The sequence below is a fragment of the Lysinibacillus sp. NPDC097214 genome, assembly GCF_050277945.1.
In the GTDB taxonomy this organism is placed as follows: Bacteria; Bacillota; Bacilli; order Bacillales_A; family Planococcaceae; genus Lysinibacillus; species Lysinibacillus xylanilyticus_B.
Map to the genome: position 1 here is coordinate 304,911 of NZ_JBNNSS010000002.1, position 24,040 is coordinate 328,950.

Genomic DNA, 24,040 nt, shown 5'->3' on the forward strand with positions numbered 1-24,040 from the left:
AAGACTAATAATCAGTGAGAAAAACCCCCACTGATTAAAGTTTCACTTTATCCCGCATTAACAGGCAGTAATACTGAAAGCGAAGCGTCAGGTACAAAACTCACACTTTAAATTTAGTAATAGCAAAGAAATTAGATGCGAGAACAACTGCCCGTAAATGCCCGATTGGTGAAGACTAATAATCAGTGGGAAAGACCCCCACTGATTAAAGTTTCACTTTATGTCCCTATACTTCCTACTCTTTTATCGTTATAATGCTGTTAACTCAAAAATAACGGGAATAGAGGTGAGAAAATGGAGTGGCAACAATTGGAATATTTTGTGACTGTAGCAAAACTTGAGCATATGACTCGTGCCGCTGAAACATTAGCTATTTCCCAGCCAGCATTAAGTCGTTCTATTTCAAAGCTTGAAGAGGAATTAGGAGTACCCTTATTCGACCGACAAGGACGCTCGATTATGCTCAACCGATATGGCGAGCTTTTTTTGTATCGTGTCCTACGTATGCGTAAGGAATACGAAAAAGCAGTTATAGAATTACAGGAGCTTAATAACCCAGAGCTAGGAGATGTATCACTCGGCTTTTTACATACTCTAGGGACTAGCATCGTTCCTGATTTGATCCGGGCCTTCCGTCAGAACCATCCTCATATACGCTTTCACTTTACACAAAATTACTCACACTCCCAATTGAAGCAATTACTTGCGGGAGAGTTAGACCTTTGCTTACTCGCAGCGATTGACACGGAGCCACCTGTTTGTTGGAAGGAGCTGTGGCGTGATGAGCTTTATATTATGGTACCAATCGATCATCCCTTCGCCAAACTTAAAAGTATTAAAATGAAGGAACTTGAACATGAGAATTTTGTTCTAATGAAAAAGGGATATGCATTGCGCCGTACAGCAGATAAATTATTAAATGCTGCTGGTATCAAACCGAAGATTACATTTGAAGGTGATGAAGTATCAACAGTTGCTGGTTTTGTAGGTGCTGGGCTTGGCGTATCGTTACTACCTGTTGATGAAGACTTGAATCCAAATAAATTGGCTAAAATTCGCGTGGAGGATATGGTTTGTGAACGGATCATAGGTATGGCTTGGATTGAAAATCGATACCTTCCACCTTCAGCACGCCAATTTCAGCAATTTGTATTCGATTATTACGATAATAAGTAATCTATCCTTCAAAAAATTGTGCTAATAAAGAAAAGCGAATAACAATTGTTACTCGCTTTTCTTCATATGTTCAATTGAATTTGAAAAAGTCAGTTTCACAGATGTTCCTTTAACTGACTTTTAAAGTGTCCCATCACAATAAAAACCACCTTCTCCAAATGAAAGGTGGTAAAGAAGCTACTTTATTATTGATTTCCCTACATATTTTACTTGATATGAATACATATCTGTTGTTTCTCCACCAATCTCAAAAAGTCCCTGATGTGCAAGTGCCATCAGACGTTTTCCCACAAACTCTTCACTTAAATAGTCATCCATTACACCAATTGTTTCACCTATGATACGCATTGGTATAAGCCATTCCTCATTTAGTTCGGCATGTGCTCTTTCCGCACATTCCATAATGATGGGATCCAATGCATCTTCCGCTACATGGACAATCCCATCTTGCCAAACACGCAGCGTACTAGGGTTTTGTTTGAGTTCTTCCCATTCCTTAGCAAGTTGCTGACACTCCTCAATAGTGAAGCGTTTTGCCTCAGAACGAAGCTTCATTAGCAAGTCTGACGCAAGCTCACCTGTTTGATGAATCATCATGTTTGGCTGTACGCGTTTTAAGCCCTCTGTGGCATCAATCCCATAAACCATACTACATTTATTGATCAACTCACTCATAACAAAACGTAACCCAATCTCTTCATGAGCACTTTGGCTGTACCACACCCAGACATCAACATCAGACGGTAAACTCGCCATTTTTTCCTTCCATGCTTTTTGAAGATCCTCGTACAATTCACGTTCCTCATTATCATCAAAGATATAGGCATCTAACCAGCTTTTTCGTTCCTCTGAGCTACTTAGTGGACCAATTGAGAAAATCTCGTTGACACTAAGCACCGACTCCTCTCGTTGTAAATGATGTTGACGTATCGCATGTTTTATCGAACCTTGTGTAGATAAGCTAAACGTTATATGTAAAATCGCCATGAAAATCTCCTCTTTTACTGTTTACTCAGCGCTATTTGTATGCCAATAAAAGTGAAAAGTACGCCTTGGATCATATTTAATCGTTTAGCAATTGCAGGCTTCCCAATAATTACTTTTCTTACTTTACCGGCAAAAATACTAAATAAAGAAAATAGTATTAGCGCTTGTACTAAAAATACAATACCCAAAATTAGCATCTGTAAACCTACATGGCCATAAGAAGGATTTACAAACTGTGGCAATAGTGCTAAGAAAAATAAAGAAACTTTTGGATTTAAAATATTCATTAAAATACCTTTTCGATATAACGTCACATAGGCTTGTTTATCTTGCTGTTCCAGTGTGAATGGATCGCCTTTCGCACGAAACGATTGCCATGCCAAGTACAATAAATACGCCGCTCCTGCAAACTTAACAAGAGAGAAAATAACGGTTGATTGATAAATAATAGCAGAGATACCGACAACCGCCGCACCGATATGGACGAGTAAACCTGTACATAAGCCAAGTGATGTTGCTATACCAGCCTTTTTATCCTGAGTGATGCTTTGCGCTAGAACAAATAAATTATCTGGACCTGGCATCAGTGTTAAAATAATTGCCGCTCCTAAAAACGCCATTATGGTTGAAAATTCCAATACTATCCCTTCTTTCTATTACTTTTATAAAAATACTCATCATAAGTGGGGTTAAATATATTCCAACTAACCGCGCTTTTAGTAATGAACAATTACTTTTAGAAAAGAATAACCATAAAATGGATTTATATCTATTGTACTACATACCAATATATATTTTCTAAATTTTCACAAAAAACATATAGCCAATTATGCTCGTTTCGGCAATACTTTTCTACCTTAATCCATTATAATGAATATTATCATAACTTAAAAGTCGTATTGTTTGGGAGAAAGAGGTGTTTATTGATGGCAGTAAGTGATATTGTAAAGCAATATGAAGACGAGCAAGGAAATGTCTATTATAAAATGAAAACACATGATATCAGAGTACAGGCTACGCAAACTTTAGGGTTAGCGCCAGTTATTACTTATTGGATGGGTGAAAAAGAGATTACAGACGATATTCGAAGTTTGCGCTTTAGCCCTCGCGCTCCCTCAAGTTATATTCAAGATTACGATGAATTTCAAACTATGCTTTATGCAAAAGAACAACGTGCCATCAACGAACTATATGAAAAAATGAGTATTAAACCGAAAAACATGTCTTCAGGAAAACAAATAGTATGGAGTTTTTTCGTGATTGTTATAGCGATGCTCCCCCTATTTATCGCAATCTGGTGGTTTAAGTAAACAAAGTTATGTTGCCCTACACTTTACCCTCGATTGTTCGTTATTACTAACTTATTTATTCAAAACTTTCTATTAACATTCCTAATCAGCTTGACAGACATGCTAAAGTAGTGCATTCTTTATAGAAATCGGACACCAACCAATATAATTGATAAGGGTCCAGTCAAAAAAGATATTGAATTATACAATAAAAGCGAGCGAAGATTAGTACGTAGAAACTGCTTGAACAGAGAGCGATGCCCATCGGCTGTAAGGCATTGTACAAGAAAGACTAAAGAACCTACTTCGTAAATCGTCCTAGCTAAACTAGGCGCAGTCTCAAGCGTTATGAGCAAAGTGGAATGTCAATGATGTTCAATCTAGGTGGTACCACGGAAAGTAAACCTTTTCGTCCTAATTTTTTAGGATGAAAAGGTTTTTTATTTTTTTCAGCAAATGTTTTATGTAACGTAAGTGAAACGTCAGCTACAAATATCTTTTGTACCAAAAGCGTAGCGACAGGTTTAGAAGTCTACCACCTCTATAGGTGGCTCGATAAAAGTGTAATGGCGAATTGGAGGTATTACTATGGAAAGAAAAAGAATCGTCGTCAAAATTGGGAGTAGCTCCTTAACAAATGCAAAAGGTGAAATTGATAAAATACGTTTAATGGACCATGTTCAAGCGATAGCCGAATTAAAAAAATACGGTCATGAAGTATTGCTTGTTTCATCAGGTGCAGTAGCAGCAGGCTTTAAACAGCTAGGCTACCCTTCTCGTCCCGTCACAGTAAAAGGTAAACAGGCTGCAGCGGCGGTTGGGCAAAGTTTACTGATTCAAACCTACAATGCTTTATTTAGCATTTATGATATTGTGCCTGCTCAAATTTTACTGACACGCACTGATTTTTCAAAAAAAGAGCGTTATAAAAATGCCTGTGCCACATTTGAGGAATTATTAGAGCGTTCCGTTCTACCTATCATTAACGAAAACGATACGGTATCTGTCAGCGAATTAACCTTTGGAGATAACGACATGTTATCGGCGCTTGTAAGTGGTCTAGTACATGCCGATCAGCTCATTATCTTAACAGACATCAATGGCTTGTATAATGCCAATCCAACTAAAAACCCTGATGCCCAACGTATTGATCGTTTAACAGAGGTATCTGATGAGATGCTTGGCTTTGCAGATGGTTCAGGGTCTAAGGTCGGTACAGGTGGTATGGAATCCAAATTACTGGCAGCTCGAGCAGCTTTAAATGCAGGTGTCAAGGTGTTTATTGGAACTGGTCACGGTGCTAATAAGCTTGTCGATATAGTAGAAGGACGTGGTGATGGTACGTATGTAGAGCATGATGCGCTTGCTGTTTTAACGAATAATAAACAGTGGATTGCACTTACGGAAGTATCTGGTAAAATTTTTATAGATAGCGGTGCTGAACTTGCATTATTGGCAAATGGGAAAAGCTTGTTGCCTGCTGGTGTATATCGTGTTGAAGGCGACTTCGCAAATGGCGACGTTGTCGAGGTCTATAGTGAAAAGAGATTGCTTGGCCGTGGTGAGGTCTTATATTCTTCCCTAGAGTTAGCACATGCGATGGGAAAACGTACAGATGAGTTAACGAACTATCCCATTGAGGTCATTCATCGAGATAAATGGCTAAAAATTCAAACAAATTAAGGAGGAATTCACATGACGAGTGAAGTTCAACAAAAAGGAAAGCTGGCTAAGGCCGCAAGCTATATTTTAAATATTAAAACAACTCGCGAGAAAAATGAGGCTCTCACAAAAATTGCTGAGCAATTACTAATCGACCAAGATACGATCATTGATGAAAATGCAAAGGATTTAGCAAATGGCGAGAAACAAGGAATGCCCGCTTCTACACTTGATCGCATCATGCTCAACAAAGAACGCGTGGAAGCTATGTCAAGCGCTATTCACTTACTAGTTGAATTAAATGATCCAGTAGGCAGTCTCTTAGAACGAATAGAAAAAGATAATGGATTACTAATTGAAAAGCGTCTAGTGCCAATTGGCGTTATCGGGATGATTTACGAGGCACGCCCTAATGTAACAGTGGATGCGGCAACTTTATCATTGAAAACAGGCAATGCAGTCATTTTACGTGGTAGCTCTTCTGCTAAATTTTCTAATGTAGCACTAGTGGCAAGTATTCATCGTGCACTTAGAAAAACGGCTATCCCTGCGGACGCTGTACAATTAATCGAGGATACAAATCGTGAAACTGTCAAAGAATTATTTCATTTAAAAGAATACTTAGATGTTTTAATTCCTCGTGGCGGAAAGGCACTTATTGACTTAGTAGTAAACGAAGCCACTGTACCAGTATTAGAAACAGGTGCTGGCAACTGTCATATTTATGTAGACCAATCGGCCGATTACATAAAAACAGAAAAGATTTGTATCAACGCAAAAACACAGCGTCCTTCTGTTTGTAATGCCGCAGAAAGTTTACTTATTCATCCTGATTGGTTTCATGAGCACGGCAAACAGTTACTAAGTGCTATACATCAAGCTGGTGTGACAATTATCGGCGATGACATCGTTTGTCAAGCTCTTGATTTCGCGCAACTAGCAACGGTAGAAGACTATGCAACTGAATATTTAGATTTAAAAATCAGCGTTAAAATTGTGGAAAATGTTAATGAAGCAATTGAGCACATTAATAAATATGGCACGAACCATTCTGAAGCCATCATGACAGAGGATCAGTTAGTAGCAGATACTTTCTTACATAGCGTGGATGCCGCTGCTGTTTATCACAATGCCTCCACTCGCTTCACAGATGGCTTTGAATTTGGCTACGGTGCAGAAATCGGCATTAGTACGCAAAAATTACATGCTCGAGGACCAATGGGTTTACCTGCGTTAACATCTACAAAGTATTACATTCACGGTAACGGCCAAATCCGAGAATAATTGTAGAACAATAAAAGCCGACAGTTCACATACACTGTCGGCTTTCTTCGCTTATTTTTTGAAGCCTAAGGATTTGAAATATTTATAAAATGATTTGACGGATTTTACTATTACCGGGCAGTTATGATCACTACGTGAGCGAAGAAATTTGATAATAGGACGAAATGACATTACGTCTCCCCTATTTTCACAAGCGTCAAGAATAATAAAATATTTTAATAGAAAGAAGGTTTTATATGAACATGTCAGCGATTATTAAACTAACTGTTTCAATGGCTCTTTTTGGTTCTATTGGATTTTTCACCGTTCATACGGGTGTACCTGCAATCGAGCTAGTATTTGTTAGATGTATTTGCGCTACCCTCTTCCTTGGCGGCATGTGGCTTATCACTGGTGGTCATAAGACGGAGAAATGGGATAAAAACGAAATAATACGTACACTTCTATGCGGTGTCTTTATTGTCTTAAACTGGGTATTTTTATTTAAAGCCTTTGAAGAAATGTCGATTTCCATTGCCATTTCTATCTATAATTTAGCACCAATATTCGTATTAATTTTTGGCGCATTGTTTTTAAAAGAAAAGATGACTATTCAAGCTTTACTAGCAACACTAACTTGTTTTATCGGCAGTATGTTTATTATTGGTTTAAATAATTTTATGTCCCTCTCTGAATTTATGAAATCAGGCTTTATTTGGGCATTACTGTCTGCATTATTTTACGCATTTACGATGTTAACAAGTAAAACGATCACAAAGCTTAGCTCCTACGCCTTAACATATATCCAAACAACGGTCGGAATTATCATACTATTGCCATTTGTTAATTTTTCGTTATTTGAAAGCTTAACGACTACAAACTGGCTATATATTTTAGGAACAGGCTTTATTCATACAGGGTTTGTTTATTATTTATTTTTTGATAGTATTCGCAGCCTCTCTACCATACTAGTTTCAGTATTAGTATTTGTTGACCCAGTTGTGGCAATATTGCTTGATATGCTGTTGCTTGATTTTATGCCGAGCTTCATGCAAACAGCTGGTATCGTATTAATTTTCGGTGGTATTTTCTACACTATTTACGTACCAAAGAAAAAGCGAGTATCTCAGGTGAAGAGACAGCTAGAAATGTAGGCAATGGAACGGCCTGGCAGAACGACGGATGCAAAGCGCCTAGTGACGGAACGGTCGTGCTGAGCGACGGATAGAACCGCCAAATTCATGGATAGAACCGTCAAAGTCGTGGATAGAACCTCCAAAATCGTGGATAGAACCGCCAGAGCGACGGAAGGAAGAGCCAAGGTGACGGATAGAAAAGACAAAGCGACGGATAGCCACACCTTATGGCAATTTTTCTACGCGAAAGCGGAGCGTCAGCAACAATTACCTAAGGCGAACTTGATATAAAGGAGGATTTTCGATGAGTAAACTTTATGCAATTGGTGAATTATTAATTGATTTTACACCTACTGAACAAAATGCCTCCCTTGCTACAGTTGAACAATTTACTAAAAATGCTGGTGGGGCCCCTGCCAATGTTGCAGCTGTTTGTGCAAAACTTGAGCAACAAGCAGCCCTCATTACACAGGTAGGTCAGGATGCTTTTGGAGATTTTCTAGTAGCAACGTTAAAGAAAGCCGATGTTGATACAAACTATATTGTTCAAACTGTTGAGGGTGAAACAAGTCTAGCCTTTGTTTCACTGGCAAGTGATGGAGCCCGTGATTTCTTATTTTATCGACGCCACGCTGCAGATTTGCTATACAACAAAGAACAACTCCCACCTAATCTATTAACAGATAAAGATATTCTTCATTTTTGTTCAGTTAATTTAGTCGAAAGCCCGATGAAACATGCACATGTGGCCTTGATTGAACAGGCTCATCAGGCAGGTAGTCTCGTTTCTTTTGATCCAAATGTTCGCTTGCCACTATGGAATGATGCGAAGGCATGTCGTCAAACCATTTTAGAATTTTTACCAAAGGCTCATATCGTTAAATTGTCCGAGGAAGAGCTTTTATTTTTAACAGCGATTGAGGAGGAGAAAACAGCGGTCCATTCATTATTTCAAGGGAAAGTACAAGTACTTATCATTACTCGTGGAGCAGAAGGTGCAAGTCTTTATACGAAAAAGCTTCATGTTAAAGTACCAGCTGACAAGGTCCATGCGATTGATACAACTGGAGCTGGTGATGCCTTTGTTGGTGCATTGTTAGCTATTCTCCTTAGCAAACAGATTACAGCAATCAATCTAATCGACTTTTGTCAGCAGCATGCTACCTCCCTCCTTACATTCGCGAATAGCTATGCAGGCGCTTCGACAGAAAAACATGGGGCCATTGCCTCTTACCTTACTAAGCGTGAATTGCCATTTAATCTTTTGTATGAGGAAGAGATCGGGTGAAATCTATTACAAAAAAACGAACAAAAGCTAATTGATTTTACTATTTCGTCGGCTGTCGGCTGGTGTGGAGTACACCCTCCAAAAAAAGGTAAAAAACGAGACGATTCATGCCATTGTTACACCGACAGTCGTCATCGATAGACGGAAAAGATTACTACTGAAGAATTATATAGTTAACCAGTTAACTTTACTAACAGGGGTATTTTATAGATAACCATGAAAATAAAATGAGCTCTCAGATGTATTTAAATCGAATTAGCGGTTTGTTCTCCTTCTTGATTCGGCTAAGAGCCCTTGTATTGGGCCCTTTTTCAATAAAACTAGCATAAACAGAGGGCCACAGAATAGAGAAAAATAAAGAAACAAAATAGTACAATTTTTCATACCGGAGCAGGTTAATTATTAAGATTGAATTAAGTAGAGGTGCACCAATTGCACCTTCCCCGTATATTGAAAAGAAATAAAGTTCCTCTATAATTTTTTAGAGTTGTAAATAAACTCGAAATATTCGAGCGTATTTACAACTCTTTTTTCATGGAGCTAACGTTACATCATTTACTTAACTTGTTAAAGCAACATGTAATTCATGCATCGTTTTAATAATATACTTCGGCTTATAGGGTATACTTTCTAGCTGCGCTATCGTCGAAGCCCCTGTTAAGACAAAGCAAGTGTCAATTCCGGCTTGATTGCCGAGTAAAATATCCGTTTCAAGGCGGTCACCGATAATTAAATAATTCTCCTTTTTGACGTCGATCATGCGCACGATATGCTCCGCAAAATATGGAGAAGGCTTGCCAACAATAATATCAATTGTACTGTCAGACGCAACTTCAACTGCTTTGGCAATTGCCATCGTATCTACTTGGAATCCAGTTGGTACAGGGCAAGCATGGTCAGGATTTGTGACGATAATTTGTGCACCGTTACGGACCGCAATCATCGCATTGTTTAGCTTATCAAACGTAATTTGACGATCTAAGCCTATAATAACATGAGTTGCGTGAAGTGGGTCAGTCGTCATTTGAAGCTGTTCGTATTGAAACTCCTTACTTATTGCAGCTTCACCGACAATATAAGAAATGCTTCTTGGCATATGTTCTAATACATATTGAGCTGTTAAATAAGCTGATGTGATTACTTGTTCAGCAGTTATCTGTATGCCAAATTTCCGTAGTTTTTCAACTACATCTTGACGCGTTTGTGTTGGTGAGTTAGAGATGAAGAAGATATGCTTACGCAGCTGCCGTAGTTGTGTAATGGTGTTAATTACACCTGGGAGAATTTTATCCCCCACATAAATTGTGCCATCTAAATCGAAACAATACGCATCATATGTTTGTATAGTCATCAATGTATTAGCCTACTTTCGAACGATTTGCTAATTCGTTTAAAATTACTGCTTTGCCGGCTGTTAATAATTGTAAATCTGTAGCAGGTGCATATTCTAAAATTAATTCACAATAGATATTTTCATCTACAATAGCGTTGAAAATAGATGTCCAGTCAATCGTTCCTTCACCTATAGGTAAGTGCTCATCACATGTTGCTGTGTTGTCATGTAAATGTAGTGCAAGCAGACGATCCTTGACATTAATGATTGTCGAAGCAATGTCCCAGCCATTTAAATTGGCATGTCCAACATCAATTAAATAGCCAGTTATTTCATCTACATCATCTAAGAAGTGCTCATATTCTTCTTTTGTAAATAATGATGAGCCGTTATAGCCAACATTTTCAATTGCTAGTGAGACATTTAATGGTTTCGCGATGTCGCATAGCTTGTGAATGTATTCCTTCGCGCGTTTTTTCCCTAATTCTTTATCAAATTGTGGACAGAAGCAAAATCCTGGGTGAATAACAACGTGCTGCGCATTAATCATGCTAGCAAATTCAATTGCTTTACGATATTCGTGGAATGATGCTTCACGAATTGCTTTATTTTCACTTGTAATATTAATATCCCAAGCAGGTGGATGAATAGTGTAACGTACCGGTAATGCCTTTAATTCTTCTATTAATGTGGGGAATAATCCTTCCATGTCATCCCATTTCTCACCGTCCATCATTAATTCAACAACCTCTGCACCAGCAGCGATTAATTTTTCTACGTTCTCGATAACATCATGTGTTAATAGTGGTAAGTCTGAAAAGCAAATTTGTTGTACCATTGTATGTATCCTCCTCAGTTTAAAACGATTTATTTATTTATTTATTTATTTATTTATTTATATATGCAATTGGGTAGCCGATAGAGTTAGTTGTAGCTTTATCAAATAAATGAATATGCTCCATTTTAAAGTGAACATATACTTGCTGATTAATAGTCCAATTTTTATGTGTGCTTAAAGCTATCATTTCTTCATTATTAAATGTCATATACACAGCGTATTCTGCGCCTAAGTTTTCAATTGATTTCACAGTTGCATTTAGCGTATGTGGTTCTGTCGAAAGCTCAATATGTTCAGGACGAATACCGAATACTAATTGTGGTGATTCTGCTTCATACACTTTTTTCACCCAATCAGCGGAAAGAGAGAAGCTTTGTGTACCAAAGTGAATATCACCATCTTGATACTTCATTGTTAAAATATTTGTCGGGGGCGCACCGATAAACTTAGCTGTAAAAATATTCGCGGGGTGATGATACACATTTTCAGGTGTATCAAGCATTTGTAAAACACCTTCATTTAGAAGCGCAATGCGATTTCCGACAGTCATTGCTTCAATTTGATCATGCGTTACATAAACGATGGTTTGTTTATATTTCTCATGAATTTTAACAAGTTCTTTTCTAGCCGATACACGTAGCTGTGCATCTAAATTAGATAAAGGCTCATCTAATAAAAAGTAGTCAGCTTGCTTCACAATAGCACGTGCTAATGCAACACGCTGGCGTTGACCACCTGATAAATCCTTTGGTAAACGATCTTCTAAGCCTTTAAGCTGAAGCATCATTAATACATCCTCTAAGCGTGATTCAATTTCTTTTTTCGGCACCTTCTTCATGCGAAGAGCATAGGTAATATTTTGTTTAACAGTCATATGTGGGTAAAGCGCGTAGTTTTGGAAAACCATCGCAACATTTCGCTTACCGCTTGGAATATTATTGACGATTTTGCCATCCATAATAAGTTCTCCAGAAGAAATATCCTCGAGCCCAGCAATCATACGTAATGTAGTCGATTTCCCACAACCTGAGGGACCTAATAAAATAAGACGTTCTCCTTTTTCAATTGTAAAGTTAAGCCCTTTTACAACTTCGGTTTTCCCGTAGTTTTTTCTGACATTTTCGAAATGAATTTCTTTCATATTGTTGTCCTCCTATTTAATGCCCGATGATGCAAATGTTCCAATAATGTATTTTTGGAACATTAAATATAGGGCCAGTGGAATTATCATTGTAATGACAGAAACAGCCATTGCAACAGTGAAGTTCGTACCACCTTCAGAGCTGATATACATTTGAAGTGCTAATGGAAGCGTATAGTTCTCTGTGCTTTTTAAAATTAACATCGGCCATACATATTCGTTCCATGATGTAATGAAAAACCAAATACTTGTTGACGTAACAGCAGGCTTCGCAAGCGGTAACACAATATCTCTCATAATGTGCCCATGACTCATATTATCAAGGCGTGCAACTTCAATTAAAGACATTGGAATCGTACGTAATGCTTGAGTTAATAAGAAAATACCCATTGCATCAGCGAGCTGTGGTAAAATAACACCCCAAATCGTGTTTCCTAAGCCCAGGCTTGAAATAATTAAATAGTTTGGAATCATTGTTACCGTAAATGGTAAAAAGATTGTACTAATTAAAAAGAAATACAAGACGTTTTTTCCTTTGAAGAAAAAATAAACAAAGGCATACGCTGCCAAGAATGATGTTACTACTTTAAAAATCGTTACAACCGATGCAATAATAAATGTATTCAATGTGATTTTGAATGCTGGCAAGCTTTCGAAGAATACTTTATAGTTTTCCAATGTTGGATTCATTGGGAAAATAGATAGTGGGCTATTATACGCATCTTGCAATGTTTTAAATGACGACCCGACCGCAAAGATAATTGGGAAAATTAACAAAAAGACGGTGAACATAAAAATAATATGCCAAGGTATTGTTACTTTTTTACTTATTCTCATAGTAAATACCTCTTTCCACATATCTAAATTCAACAATTAATAGCACAACGAAAATAGCCATTGTTAAAATCGATAAAGCAGCTGAGTGCCCTGTACGATATAAGACGAATGCTTCATGATATGCATGGTAAATCACATTCGAGCTAGCATAGTTTGGACCACCTTGTGCAATGACTTTTATCGGTGTAAACGAAAACTGTAAACCTTGTACGATTGTAATGATGAAAATATAAATACCTGTAGCACTACTCATGGGCACAACAATATTAAAGAATATTTTCCATAACGGTACATTGTCTAGTCGAGCAGCTTCAATGATTTCTCGTGAAATACCATTAATCGAGGCATATAGTAAAATAAAGTTATAACCAAAAATCTTCCAAGAAATGATTAATGTGATAACTAAGATAACCCAACCTTGTGATTTACTCCAAATCGGCATATCTAGCCCAATCCACCCCATAATAATCGCAATGGGACCAGAAACTGGGTTTAACAGCCATGAGTATAAAATAGAACCAACGACTAATGAAATGAAAGCTGGTAAGAAAAAGGCACTTTTATAAAAACCATCTATTTTATCAACGACAAAATCTAATACATAAGCAAAAATGTAGGGGATCGTAAAGTTAATTGCTAATAAAATGAGTATGTAAATGGCAGTGTTTAAAAATACTTTGTAGGTGATTGGGTCTCTTAAAACATTAATATAGTTTTGCAGTCCAACGAAATCTTTTGTCGGACTAATCATATTCCAGTCAAAAAAACTCAAATAAATCGTATATATAAACGGCCAAAACATAAACATTGCTATTACAGCTACAGATGGAAATAATAAGCAATAAGCGAGCACGCTTTGTTTATGAACAAAGCGCTTTTTCCAATAGGACGTAATTATTTGCATGTCATCACCACTTTCAAAAATAAAGCTAGTAGGTAAGTAAAACGCTACCTACCAACTTTTTCATTATTTTAATAATTTATTAATTGATTGTTCTGTTGATGTAAGACCTTCTTCGACAGTTACTGAACCACCAAGGATTTGGTCACGCACGTCTAATAATAATTGCTCTGCTTGTAAACCAGCATCACCAGGGAAAGATGTCCAAGGTACAACACCAGACATTTGATCAATTGCTGCTTGCATCATTTTATTTTCCGCTAAGAATTGTTTTAAACCGTTTTCTGCATCGGCTACACCTTCACGAGCAGGTACGTAACCAGTACCTTCAGTCCACTTCGCCACCGATTCAACATTGTATAAGAACTTCATAAATTCCCAAGCTGCTTTTTGTTGCTCTTCCTCTTGTGCTGTAATTGCTAACATGGCACCACCAGCAGGTAATTTTACTTCTTCCCCTTCCCAAGCAGGTGATTTAATAGTTGCTACATCAAATTGCGCATTGTTTTGGATGTTTGAACGTTGTGCAATTGTTGTATAAAGCATGGCTACGTTACCATCGATAAAGCTTTGAACGCCTTGGTCCCATCCGATATGTAAAGCTGACTTATCTTCTACTACCATGTCACTTAATAATGAATAAGCTTCAATTCCTTTTTCAGAACCAAATGTTGCTTTTCCGTCTGTTATAATTTTCGCGCCATTACTTTCTAATAAAGCTTGAGTTGCCCAGTTATCAGCAGGCTCTTGCATATAGAAACCGTATTTTCCTGTTGTATCTAAAACTGCTTTTGCATCTTCTTTCAATTGCTCCCACGTTGTAGGACCTGTTGTTGGTAAGCCTGCTTCTTTTAATAAGTCACGATTAATGTAAAGTACTGGTGTACTTAACGAGTATGGAATCCCTACTTGAGTACCTTCGCTATTTTTTGCTAAATCCATAATGTTTGGTAAAAAGTTATCTTCAAAGAATGTTTTGTCTTCTTCAAAATGTGCATCAATAACCTCTTGTGGTGTTACGTATGAGAAGTTATTTGAGAAGTAATCTAAAAATGCCCAACCGATTTGTACGATAGCTGGTGAAGAACCAGCAGCCACTTCAGCTTGCAAGTTTTGCATTAACCCTTTATACATATCTGGGTTATATTTCGCTACGACTTCAACTGTGTCGCTTTGGGCATTGAATTCTTCAACTAACGCTTCGACTGTTTTTCCTCCTTGTGTTTCAGCATTTACATGCCAATATTCAATTTTTGTTTTACCACCTTCTGTTGAACTACCTGACTCTTGATCACTACTGCTACACGCTGCTAATGTCAGCATCACAGCGAATAGTAATACAAATTTTGACCACAACTTCATTTTCTCTCTCCTCCTCGAATGACTAGGTATAAAAAAAGAGGCCGCAAAAAGTCAGTAAAACACGACAATTTGCGGCCTCTCTGATATACGCCTAGTACTATTTACTTTACGCTTCTTACTATAGCGATAAATAATTAAGATAATATGTGGAAAATATTAATTAATTATTTGTCTTTTGTTAATCGGTTTACTCCATAATTTTACATTCGATGTTGTGACAGCATTTGCGCCATGTGCTAATGCTGCTTCGGCATGTTCTACCTTATCTAATAAACCGCCTGTAATTATAGGCTTCTCTGTCACTTGAATTAGCTTATGTATAAAATCAGGAGCTCGGCATGGCATAATTTCAATCATATCTGCTGCTGTATGATGAATGGTATGCTCGAGCTGCTGATAAACCTCTGTATCAATTAAAAAAATACGTTGAATAACAAAAATCTTCTTTTGCTTCGCACGTTTAATGACATTTGCTTTCGTTGTGACAATCGCAAATGGCTTAACGACTTCACTTACAAAATCAATACCGTATTGGTCTAGCTGTAAACCACCAATTTTTTCAACGTGTAAAATAACAGGCAATCCAGCATCATGAAATAATTGTACATAGTTTTTGACAGTTAAAATATTGCCCATCATTAATATGACAGCACTAATATTGTCTTTATACTTTAATGCAACTTCAATCGCTTTTGGCTCTTTAATAGCGGCAATAAGCTGTTTTTCGGAGAGCCGATCTTTAAATACTTTATACACAATCTATTCCTCCTCTTTGTAAGCATTATAATGGTAACAATATGTCTATAAACATTTTGGTACGTTTTTTTACAAAACATTAAGAAACATTACATCCCGTTTAATAACTTAGAAAAAGCATAAATATAAGGATAGATATTTTTGAATTGAGCATATAAAATCAGTCAAAAAAAGACTTCAAATAGGTATTTTGAAGTTAACTTTTACAAATAAGATGACTCTTAGACGTATTTAAAATCGAGATGACGGATGATTTCCCGTCTCGTTTCGTCTGAGAGCTCTTTTTTCTGCATTTTTTCAATACCATAGCGTAGAAAAGAAATGAAAAATTTTGTGAAGAATAGGAGAGCATAGAGTATGGAACAGACGATTTCAATAGAGATGTGTATATAAGAGGTCCTCGTGAATGATCCATTATTTCAAGTAATCCAGGAAACACCAGCCGATTAGAACTTTTTATCCGAGCTATATTTAAACGAATTGATTGAAAAGAAATACTACTCAACAGCCGAAGTGGCAAGCTAGTTTGACGCTACCGACGCGCAGCTCCGATACTACATTAAACCATTTGATGAGTACCTATTCGATGGACAAGCAACAAATCCAACAACAGCGACCGTTATTCGATTAGACTTCAAAGTGATTTTGAACTACGCTTGATACTGAAAAGTAAAATAGCAAACTAACATTAAGCCTAGTTTGCTATTTTTTAATCGTTAAATCCAGCTTGTTTCAATTGCCAGTACGTCCTACGCCTTATTAAATTGTTTTTTTCATTAAAATATGTGGGATGCCACAATCCATAAATTCTTCACCTTCACGCTTATAGCCTAATTTTTCATAAAAGCCCTCTGCATAAGATTGCGCGTTTAATTTTGATTTTGTTAAACCTTTTTCAAGTGCTATTTCCTCTAAACGTTGGATAATTACTTTACCTAAACCAAATTTGCGGAATTCTATTAATATACATATACGCTCTAGTTTTCCATAGCCATCAACAACTCGCAGTCTACCAGTACCTACAGGTTGATCGTTATAGTACACAAGAATATGATCACATGCTGCATCTAGAGTGTCGAACTCATCATATTCTTCTTCCTCTGGCACCTTTTGCTCCTCAATAAAAACTTTTTGACGAATGGCAAATGCTGTTTGTAAATCTTTTTCATCTGTAATTTTTTTTGTGTTCATTTTTTTATTCCTCCTCTTTTTTTGCTGTTTTAGGAGCGTACTCTCCGCTGCATGAACTTGCTTTTGCTCTGCTAATCCGCAGATTGGAAAAGAAAACCACCTGAAGTTATAAAGTGAAATTTCCCTTCATGGATGATAATATATAGTATAGAGTATTTTTTATTGCAATTACAATATTTTTTCGGAGGCAATCAATGAAGGAAATTTTACGAGATATTGGTGCGATTGCGCGGGCACTTGATTCCATTAGTAATATTGAGTTTAAAGAACTTGATTTAACAAAGGGACAGTATTTGTATGTCACTCGCATCTGTGAAAACCCTGGTATTATTCAAGAAAAGGTTGCTGAACTACTGAAGGTAGATCGCACAACCGCCTCCCGAGCGATTCAAAAGTTGGAGACAAAAGGTTTTGTAGAAAAGCGTAGTGAAGTTGGTAACAAGAAAAACAAACAACTTTTCCCAACAGAAAAAAGTTTAAAGATTTATCCGTTTTTAAAGCGAGAAGGAGACTATTCGAATGCTAGAGCATTAGGTGGTTTTTCTCCTGAAGAAATGGACAGTGTTCAAGACTTTTTAATTCGTATTCGTCAAAACATTGACACTGATTGGGAATATGTAAAAAAAGGGAATAAACGAAATTATTAAAGGCGATTCCTTGGGCTTCTGAGCATTTGGAATCGCCTTCCTTTACGCAGAATATCTTTTTCAATACAGCGACCATATCAAAATTGCAAACCTACGTTCACTGCATATCCCCCCATCTGTCTCTCATCCCGGTAACCCTTAGTACTGAATTCTATTTATTATTCTATTTAACATTGAAATTTTCTGATTAATCAAACATAATTATTGTACATCGAAGGGTAGGTGCTTACTTATGTCGAAACATCCTCTACTTGTACGTGATGTATTAAAGCGAAAGCATTTTGAATCTGCCAAGCTAATCGCAGGACAACAAGGTCTAAATCGACAAGTACTATGGACACATATATTAGAAATAAAAAATTTTGATACTTTAATAAATGGCGGAGAGCTCATTTTAACAACTGGTGTAGGTTTACAGTTAGAGCGTGAAACACAAATCGCTTATTTACAAAATCTTATTCGTAATGGTGCTGCAGCTCTTTGTATTGAGATTGGTGATTATTTTGACTATGTTCCTGTAGAACTGGTTGCTATGGCGAATGCTCATGATTTTCCTATCATCATTTTTGAAGAGGTTGTAAGATTTATCGATATTACGCAGGATCTACATACGTACATTATTAATCAGCATCAGCAAGCACTAACACAGCTTGATACGATATCAAAGACTTTTATGGAATTGTCGTTAATGCCAAATGGAATTTTGAAAATTTTACAGGTGCTTCATCAAGATACCGATGCATTATTTTTATTTGTCTCCGAAGATACAAAAAGCTTTTATTATCCAATAGAAGCCAAAAAGTATTTACAGCTTATGGATGACCACTGTCAGCAACTAGACTTACAAGAAACCCTTCAACTCCTATCCATTGACGAAGATTATTTCGTTATCATTCCGGTCAATGGACTTGGACAAGTATGGGGCTATTTATGTATGCATTCTGTACTGCCGAAGCCAAGTGACTATACATTGTTGAACCTTGAACGTGCAACGATGTCTATTGCCCAAATATTAATGCGCAATCGAATGCTACAGGAACGCCAGCAAAGTCGTGAGGATGAATTTATCCTCTCCTTAATACAAGGTCAGCCTATTGATCTTCAGTATTATCAAAGCTATTTACCAATGGAAAGTCACAACTTATTTTATCGTGTAGTCGTATTTACTATTCTTGATTATGCCGATACCTTTACAGAGGAAGACTGGCAAGAAATACAGCTACAAAATGTCATGTTTGTTCGTTCCATCCTAAAAAAACTTGGCTTTTTCCCTACCGTTTCGGTTCGACAACATGAAATAATTATCCTTGCATTTTATATTGCAGCGGATGATATGGAAGAAAATCGTGACCCATTTAATCAAGCTATACAGCAGATTATTGCCCGAAAAACACCGCAGCTTTTCGAGCAAATAACCTTTACCTTTGGCATTAGTAATGTATATCAATCCATTAACAGCGTACATCAAGGCTATAAGGAAGCGAAAACTACCATTCAAATGCAACATAATGAACTTGCTTCTTCTATTTACTTCAAGGATTTAGGTGTTTACAGATTGTTATTACATCAGGATCATGCTGCTCTTTTGCAATACGTAAAAGATTATTTACAAGAAATACTGTTAATTGATCAAAAGAACGGGAATGACCTTTATCAAACGCTCTGTGTATATTTAGCATGTAATGGTGCTAAAAATGATACTGCTGAACAATTATTTATTGTCCGCCAAACACTTTATAAACGAATTGAACGGATAGAAAATATTTTAGGTGCTGATTTTTTACAAGCCCCTCATCGTCTCAATATAGAAATAGCGGTGAAGGCCTATGAATTATTAAAAAAAACAGCACCTGATATTTTACGCTTTTGAACGTGGATCCATAAAATCGCGTAACGCATTGCTAAGCATATACAAACCTAATACAAGTACTGTAATAGCTCCACCTGGCGCATAAGTGTACCAAGGGGCTCCCACTAAATAGGCTTGTGAGTCTTTTAACATTCGTCCCCAACTAGGGTTTGGTGGCTGCACGCCAAGCCCTAAATAACTCAGTGCCGCCTCCGCAAGCATCGCTGTCGCAAAGGTCACAGTGGCAGCGACGATAATCTGCGATGAAATATTAGGTAATATATGGCGAAACATAATGCTATAAGGTTTTACGCCGATTAACTTTGCCGCTAAGACATATTCAGTGTCACGATGTTGGACGAAACCACTACGTGTAATTCTGGCAATAGCCGGTATGGCAATAATACCTAATGCAATTGCCGTATTAACAATCCCTGGTCCAAATACCGCCACGAGCATTAAAGCTAATATAATTCCTGGAAAGGCCATTAATGCATCCATCATGCGCATAAAAATTTCATCGATCCAGCCACCGACATACCCCGCTATACCACCAATTAAAATACCAAAAATTGTTCCGATAAATACTGTCAGTAGTCCGACTGCAAAGGCCGTTTGTGTTCCTTTCATAATACGGCTAAAAATATCACGACCAAATTCATCCGTCCCAAAAAGATAATCACTACTTGGGCTACGTAATTTTTGAGGTATATTCATCGAATTCACATCATGTGGTGTATAAAAAAAGCTGATTATCATGATGATTAGAAAACCGACAATGACTAGTAGACCAATGATTAAATTAATATTTTTCATGTATCTTTGTATATGTTTCATCGTATCCACCTCGCTCATCGTAATCGGATTCTAGGATCTAACACAGAATATAAAATATCGACCATAAAATTAATCATGACCACTGCTACAGTAATATACATAACGATTCCCTGTACTAATGGAAAATCACGATTACTAATAGCCGTGATGAGGAGTTGTCCAACGCCTGGCAGTGAAAATACTTGCTCCACAATAATCGTTCCAGCAACAACTTCAGCCATGATTAATCCAAATACCGTTAATATTGGAATCATCGAATTTTTCAAGACATGCTTATACATAACATTTTGTTCAGACATCCCTTTACTACGAATCGTACGCACATAATCGAGCTGAACTTGTTCCAAAATTGCCGTACGAACATAGCGAAAATTGACCGCAATTTGTGGAATAGCAATTGTTAATGCTGGAAGAACGAGCGTACTTAATGCGCCTGCTACACTTTGAGTCCACGGAATATACCCACTTATTTTAAAGAAGCTGAACTGCAGTCCCACATATAAAATGAGTATCATTCCAAGCCAGAACGAAGGAATTGCCATCCCAACTTGCGTCACTGTCGACAACGACATATCACTGAACCTATTTTGTCTTCTTGCCGCAAACATCCCCAATGGTAAGGAAATGAGTAACACAATTACGAGGGTGAGCCCAGCCAATGACATCGTTACAGGTAATCTATCAAATAGTAAGTCTTTTACTGGCATTGAAAAACGAATAGAATTCCCTAACTCCCCTGTCAATAATCCCTTCATCCAATCTGTATATTGCTCATAAAGGGGGCGATTCAAGCCAAGCTCTGATCGCAAATTTTCAATTTGTGTGGGATCCGCTTCAGTACCTAACATTGTCCGAACCGGATCACCAGGTAAAATTTGAAAAACACCGAATGTAATGATCGACACTAGAAGGATGGTTGTTATTAACAGGATGAATCGACGTATCATATACATCATCAAGCACTCATCCCTTTCTAGTTAGAAATTTTAACTTCAGACATATCATGGAACCAGAATGGATAGCTCTTTAATCCAGTAACTTGCTTTTTAGAGCCCCAAACAATCTGATAATCTGCGATGTAGACCGCTGCTGCTTGCTCAGCTAAAATTTCCTGTGCACGATGGTAATAATCAATTTGTTTTGCCTGATCTCTTTCCTTTAAAACGTCTGCCATAATTTTGTCGTATTCATCATTTTTAAATTTGAAGAAGTTTTCACCATCATTCGTTGAAATGTAATCATTTAAAATTTCATAGGCAGAAGCACGACCTGTTAAATCGATCGTTGTCATTTGATAGTCGCGTCCAAAGTAAACTCGGTCTAGCCAAATGCCCCATTCTACAACTTCAATTTCCACATCAATACCGATTTCCTTTAAATTGTCCGCTACGATTTGCGCGATATTTGAATACATACCATTATGCGAAGACACTGTAATTTTTGTTTTAAAACCATTAGGATAACCCGCTTCTGCTAATAGCGCTTTAGCTTTTTCCACATCACGCTTATACATATTTTCTAAACCTTTCTTTTGATAGTCCCCCATCGCTGGACTCATATTTGAACCAAGTGGTACAGCATAGCCTGCAAACACCGAGTCAATAATATCCGACTTACTTACAGCGTAGTTAATTGCTTGACGAACCTTTACATTATCAAAAGGGGCTTTCGTTTCATTAAAGGTAACGATTAATGATGAGTTATTATTTTGATGAGATAAGTTATAGTTATCTCCTACTTCACTTACGCGCTGCCAAGGTACACTCGTTAAATCGACTTCATCGGCCATTAAACTCATAATCGCTGCTTGATCATCCGATTGGAAGGTAAACGTCACTTTATTCAAGTAGGGTAACCCTTTTTTCCAGTAGTTTTCATTTTTCTTCAATTCTAAATTAGTACCTGGAGAGTATTTTACATAAGCAAACGGTCCAGTACCTATCGGGTTTTCATTATGCTTTCCATCATTGCTTTTTGGTAAAATAGCTGATTGTCGAGCAGTTAATGAATATAAGAAGTTAGAGTTCGGCTCTTTTAGCTTGATCACAAAGGTATTGGCATCTGGTGCTTCTGTTGACGCAACATTATCAAAGCTGTTTGACATCTTTTCGCCACCGTTTTTCCCCATTAAACGATCAAATGAATACTGAATATCCTCAACAGTTAAATCCTCACCATTATGAAATTTCACACCCGGACGAATATTAAATGTATAAGTTAAACCATCTTCAGATATTGCATAGCTTTCGGCTAACCCTTCTATTAAAGTTCCATCTGTTTGCGGTGCCATTAGTCCTTCAAAAATATTAAGAATCATTTGGTACGAAATAGAAGCTGTTGCCTTATGTGGATCTAAAAAATCTGGATCGTCATTTATACGTACTACGATGTCTTGAGGTAATTCTGCTACTGTCTTCCCCCCAGAACTTGCATCTTTTTTGTCATCACTTGAACAGGCACTAATTAGTAAAACGACTATCAATGTCAATAACATCATCAACCAATTGTTCTTCAGCCTCATGTCATTTCCCCCTATTCCCTATGTGCTCATTATTTGAATGCTTTTATAGCTTTCTACTTCAGCTAATTTATCTGCAGCTTTAATGCCAGTAATAATCGCTTCTTCCATAGCTTTAGTAGCCAAATGGCCCAAATAGTCAACTGGAAATCTTATATCCCCTGTACCAAGCACAAAAATCGTATCTCCATCCAGCATTGTGTGTACTGGATAAATTGTTCGTGCAAGAGCATTTTGTGTAAGCTGAGCTATTTTTTTCGCCTCTGCTTTTGTCAGCTTGGCATTCACTGCAATGACACCGATTGTCGTATTCGTACCAGACAATGCTTCCGATCGCACATGTTCTTCTAAATACGTACAGCAATCCATCCATTCCCCTGTTTTCGGATCCCTTGCTCCTGCTAGCGTTTCTCTTGTAGTAGGATTTTTCACATCCCCAACAGCATTGACAGCCACAATGGCACCCACTACAACACCCTCTTTGCCAGCTATAGAGGCGCTGCCTAGTCCCCCTTTCATACAAAATTGAGGACCCGCCAATTTTCCTACTGTCGCACCGTAACCAGCTCCTATATTCCCATTTGCAAATGGACCAGCAACCGCACTCTTAGCTGCTTCATAGCCCATTGGAGCAGTAGGTCTTGTCTTTGGATCACCGATAAATAAATCGAACAGCACCGCACTAGGAACGATTGGAATTGTAGCAACACCTGCCTCTACGCCAATACCCCCCTCCTCTAGAAATTGCATGACTCCTGTCGCAGCATCCAATCCGAATGCACTTCCACCAGACAAGCAAATCCCATGCACATGCTCAATTTCGTTAATAGGATCAAGTGCATCAGTCTCTCGAGTACCCGGTGCTGAGCCTCTTACATCGACACCGCAAACTGCACCATTTTCCACTAAAATCGCTGTACAACCTGTAATTCCTTCACTATTTTCTACATGCCCAACTTTAACGCCAGGCACATCCGTAATATTTCCGAACATCATACACACTCCACTTCATATAGACTGATTTTTCAA

Annotated in this window: 23 protein-coding genes; 8 read left to right on the forward strand and 15 right to left on the reverse strand. The window is 37.5% G+C overall.

Annotation, left to right across the window (positions count from 1 at the left end):
- Positions 1–294: 294 nt before the first annotated feature.
- Complete coding sequence (locus ACQKMI_RS05310) at positions 295–1,176, forward strand: LysR family transcriptional regulator (RefSeq protein ID WP_427487629.1); 882 nt, start codon at positions 295–297, stop codon at positions 1,174–1,176.
- Between the two features lie 177 nt (positions 1,177–1,353).
- Here the strand turns inward: ACQKMI_RS05310 and ACQKMI_RS05315 are convergent, their stop codons facing one another.
- Both ACQKMI_RS05315 and ACQKMI_RS05320 read right to left on the reverse strand, forming a co-directional pair.
- Complete coding sequence (locus tag ACQKMI_RS05315; protein WP_427487630.1) at positions 1,354–2,163, reverse strand: DUF1835 domain-containing protein; 810 nt, start codon at positions 2,161–2,163, stop codon at positions 1,354–1,356.
- Between the two features lie 14 nt (positions 2,164–2,177).
- Positions 2,178–2,801: a LysE family translocator gene (locus ACQKMI_RS05320; RefSeq protein WP_427487631.1), complete on the reverse strand. Its 624-nt coding sequence runs from the start codon at positions 2,799–2,801 to the stop codon at positions 2,178–2,180.
- 288 nt (positions 2,802–3,089) lie between these two features.
- Here ACQKMI_RS05320 and ACQKMI_RS05325 point away from each other — a divergent pair, with 288 nt between their 5' ends.
- The 4 genes from ACQKMI_RS05325 (at position 3,090) to ACQKMI_RS05340 (ending at position 7,531) form a co-directional block, all read left to right on the forward strand.
- A complete protein-coding gene (locus tag ACQKMI_RS05325) occupies positions 3,090–3,473 on the forward strand; it encodes a sodium:proton antiporter (RefSeq protein WP_427487632.1) in 384 nt (127 codons plus the stop codon).
- Positions 3,474–4,040: 567 nt separating this feature from the next.
- Positions 4,041–5,135 (forward strand): glutamate 5-kinase, encoded by a 1,095-nt coding sequence (proB, locus tag ACQKMI_RS05330; RefSeq protein ID WP_427487633.1) that lies wholly within the window; start codon positions 4,041–4,043, stop codon positions 5,133–5,135.
- A 12-nt stretch (positions 5,136–5,147) separates the two neighbouring features.
- Positions 5,148–6,398, forward strand: coding sequence for a glutamate-5-semialdehyde dehydrogenase (locus ACQKMI_RS05335; protein ID WP_427487634.1), 1,251 nt, complete (start codon positions 5,148–5,150; stop codon positions 6,396–6,398).
- A 236-nt stretch (positions 6,399–6,634) separates the two neighbouring features.
- The gene (locus ACQKMI_RS05340) at positions 6,635–7,531 is read left to right on the forward strand and encodes a DMT family transporter (protein ID WP_427487635.1); all 897 of its coding nucleotides are present in this window, start codon (positions 6,635–6,637) and stop codon (positions 7,529–7,531) included.
- Positions 7,532–7,570: 39 nt separating this feature from the next.
- On the opposite strand, the gene ACQKMI_RS05345 is transcribed toward ACQKMI_RS05340, so the two are convergent.
- A complete protein-coding gene (locus ACQKMI_RS05345; protein WP_427487636.1) occupies positions 7,571–7,735 on the reverse strand; it encodes a hypothetical protein in 165 nt (54 codons plus the stop codon).
- An 82-nt stretch (positions 7,736–7,817) separates the two neighbouring features.
- On the opposite strand from ACQKMI_RS05345, the gene ACQKMI_RS05350 reads away from it, so the two are divergent.
- Positions 7,818–8,801, forward strand: a complete 984-nt coding sequence (locus tag ACQKMI_RS05350; RefSeq protein WP_427487637.1) for a carbohydrate kinase family protein — start codon at positions 7,818–7,820, stop codon at positions 8,799–8,801.
- 559 nt (positions 8,802–9,360) lie between these two features.
- Here ACQKMI_RS05350 and ACQKMI_RS05355 read toward each other — a convergent pair.
- The 8 genes from ACQKMI_RS05355 to ACQKMI_RS05390 form a co-directional block, all read right to left on the reverse strand.
- Positions 9,361–10,152 (reverse strand): HAD-IIA family hydrolase, encoded by a 792-nt coding sequence (locus ACQKMI_RS05355; protein WP_427487638.1) that lies wholly within the window; start codon positions 10,150–10,152, stop codon positions 9,361–9,363.
- Between the two features lie 7 nt (positions 10,153–10,159).
- Positions 10,160–10,972 carry a sugar phosphate isomerase/epimerase family protein gene (locus ACQKMI_RS05360; protein ID WP_427487639.1) on the reverse strand — a complete coding sequence of 271 codons (813 nt, stop codon included), beginning with the start codon at positions 10,970–10,972 and terminating at the stop codon, positions 10,160–10,162.
- Between the two features lie 49 nt (positions 10,973–11,021).
- Entirely contained in the window at positions 11,022–12,113 is a 1,092-nt protein-coding gene (locus ACQKMI_RS05365; protein WP_427487640.1) for an ABC transporter ATP-binding protein, read from the reverse strand.
- Positions 12,114–12,125: 12 nt separating this feature from the next.
- Positions 12,126–12,950, reverse strand: coding sequence for a carbohydrate ABC transporter permease (locus ACQKMI_RS05370; RefSeq protein WP_427487641.1), 825 nt, complete (start codon positions 12,948–12,950; stop codon positions 12,126–12,128).
- The gene (locus ACQKMI_RS05375; RefSeq protein WP_427487642.1) at positions 12,937–13,854 is read right to left on the reverse strand and encodes a carbohydrate ABC transporter permease; all 918 of its coding nucleotides are present in this window, start codon (positions 13,852–13,854) and stop codon (positions 12,937–12,939) included. Before ACQKMI_RS05375 ends, ACQKMI_RS05370 begins: the two co-directional genes overlap by 14 nt.
- 63 nt (positions 13,855–13,917) lie before the next feature.
- Positions 13,918–15,213 (reverse strand): ABC transporter substrate-binding protein, encoded by a 1,296-nt coding sequence (locus ACQKMI_RS05380; RefSeq protein WP_427487643.1) that lies wholly within the window; start codon positions 15,211–15,213, stop codon positions 13,918–13,920.
- A gap of 156 nt (positions 15,214–15,369) precedes the next feature.
- Positions 15,370–15,969 (reverse strand): glycerol-3-phosphate responsive antiterminator, encoded by a 600-nt coding sequence (locus tag ACQKMI_RS05385; RefSeq protein WP_427487644.1) that lies wholly within the window; start codon positions 15,967–15,969, stop codon positions 15,370–15,372.
- 759 nt (positions 15,970–16,728) lie between these two features.
- Positions 16,729–17,160, reverse strand: a complete 432-nt coding sequence (locus ACQKMI_RS05390; protein WP_427487645.1) for a GNAT family N-acetyltransferase — start codon at positions 17,158–17,160, stop codon at positions 16,729–16,731.
- A 194-nt stretch (positions 17,161–17,354) separates the two neighbouring features.
- Here ACQKMI_RS05390 and ACQKMI_RS05395 point away from each other — a divergent pair, with 194 nt between their 5' ends.
- Entirely contained in the window at positions 17,355–17,807 is a 453-nt protein-coding gene (locus tag ACQKMI_RS05395; protein WP_427487646.1) for a MarR family winged helix-turn-helix transcriptional regulator, read from the forward strand.
- A 232-nt stretch (positions 17,808–18,039) separates the two neighbouring features.
- Positions 18,040–19,677: a PucR family transcriptional regulator gene (locus tag ACQKMI_RS05400; RefSeq protein ID WP_427487647.1), complete on the forward strand. Its 1,638-nt coding sequence runs from the start codon at positions 18,040–18,042 to the stop codon at positions 19,675–19,677.
- On the opposite strand, the gene ACQKMI_RS05405 is transcribed toward ACQKMI_RS05400, so the two are convergent.
- From ACQKMI_RS05405 to ACQKMI_RS05420, 4 genes are read right to left on the reverse strand one after another with little or no spacing between them, the layout of a single operon-like run.
- Positions 19,666–20,493 carry an ABC transporter permease gene (locus ACQKMI_RS05405; RefSeq protein WP_323646483.1) on the reverse strand — a complete coding sequence of 276 codons (828 nt, stop codon included), beginning with the start codon at positions 20,491–20,493 and terminating at the stop codon, positions 19,666–19,668. The two genes, ACQKMI_RS05400 and ACQKMI_RS05405, sit on opposite strands and share 12 nt — an antisense overlap.
- A gap of 14 nt (positions 20,494–20,507) precedes the next feature.
- On the reverse strand, positions 20,508–21,449 hold the full coding sequence (locus ACQKMI_RS05410) for an ABC transporter permease (protein WP_427487648.1): 942 nt from the start codon (positions 21,447–21,449) through the stop codon (positions 20,508–20,510).
- Between the two features lie 17 nt (positions 21,450–21,466).
- Positions 21,467–23,014, reverse strand: a complete 1,548-nt coding sequence (locus tag ACQKMI_RS05415; protein ID WP_427487649.1) for an ABC transporter substrate-binding protein — start codon at positions 23,012–23,014, stop codon at positions 21,467–21,469.
- 18 nt (positions 23,015–23,032) lie between these two features.
- Positions 23,033–24,004: a P1 family peptidase gene (locus tag ACQKMI_RS05420; protein ID WP_427487650.1), complete on the reverse strand. Its 972-nt coding sequence runs from the start codon at positions 24,002–24,004 to the stop codon at positions 23,033–23,035.
- Positions 24,005–24,040 lie beyond the last annotated feature (36 nt).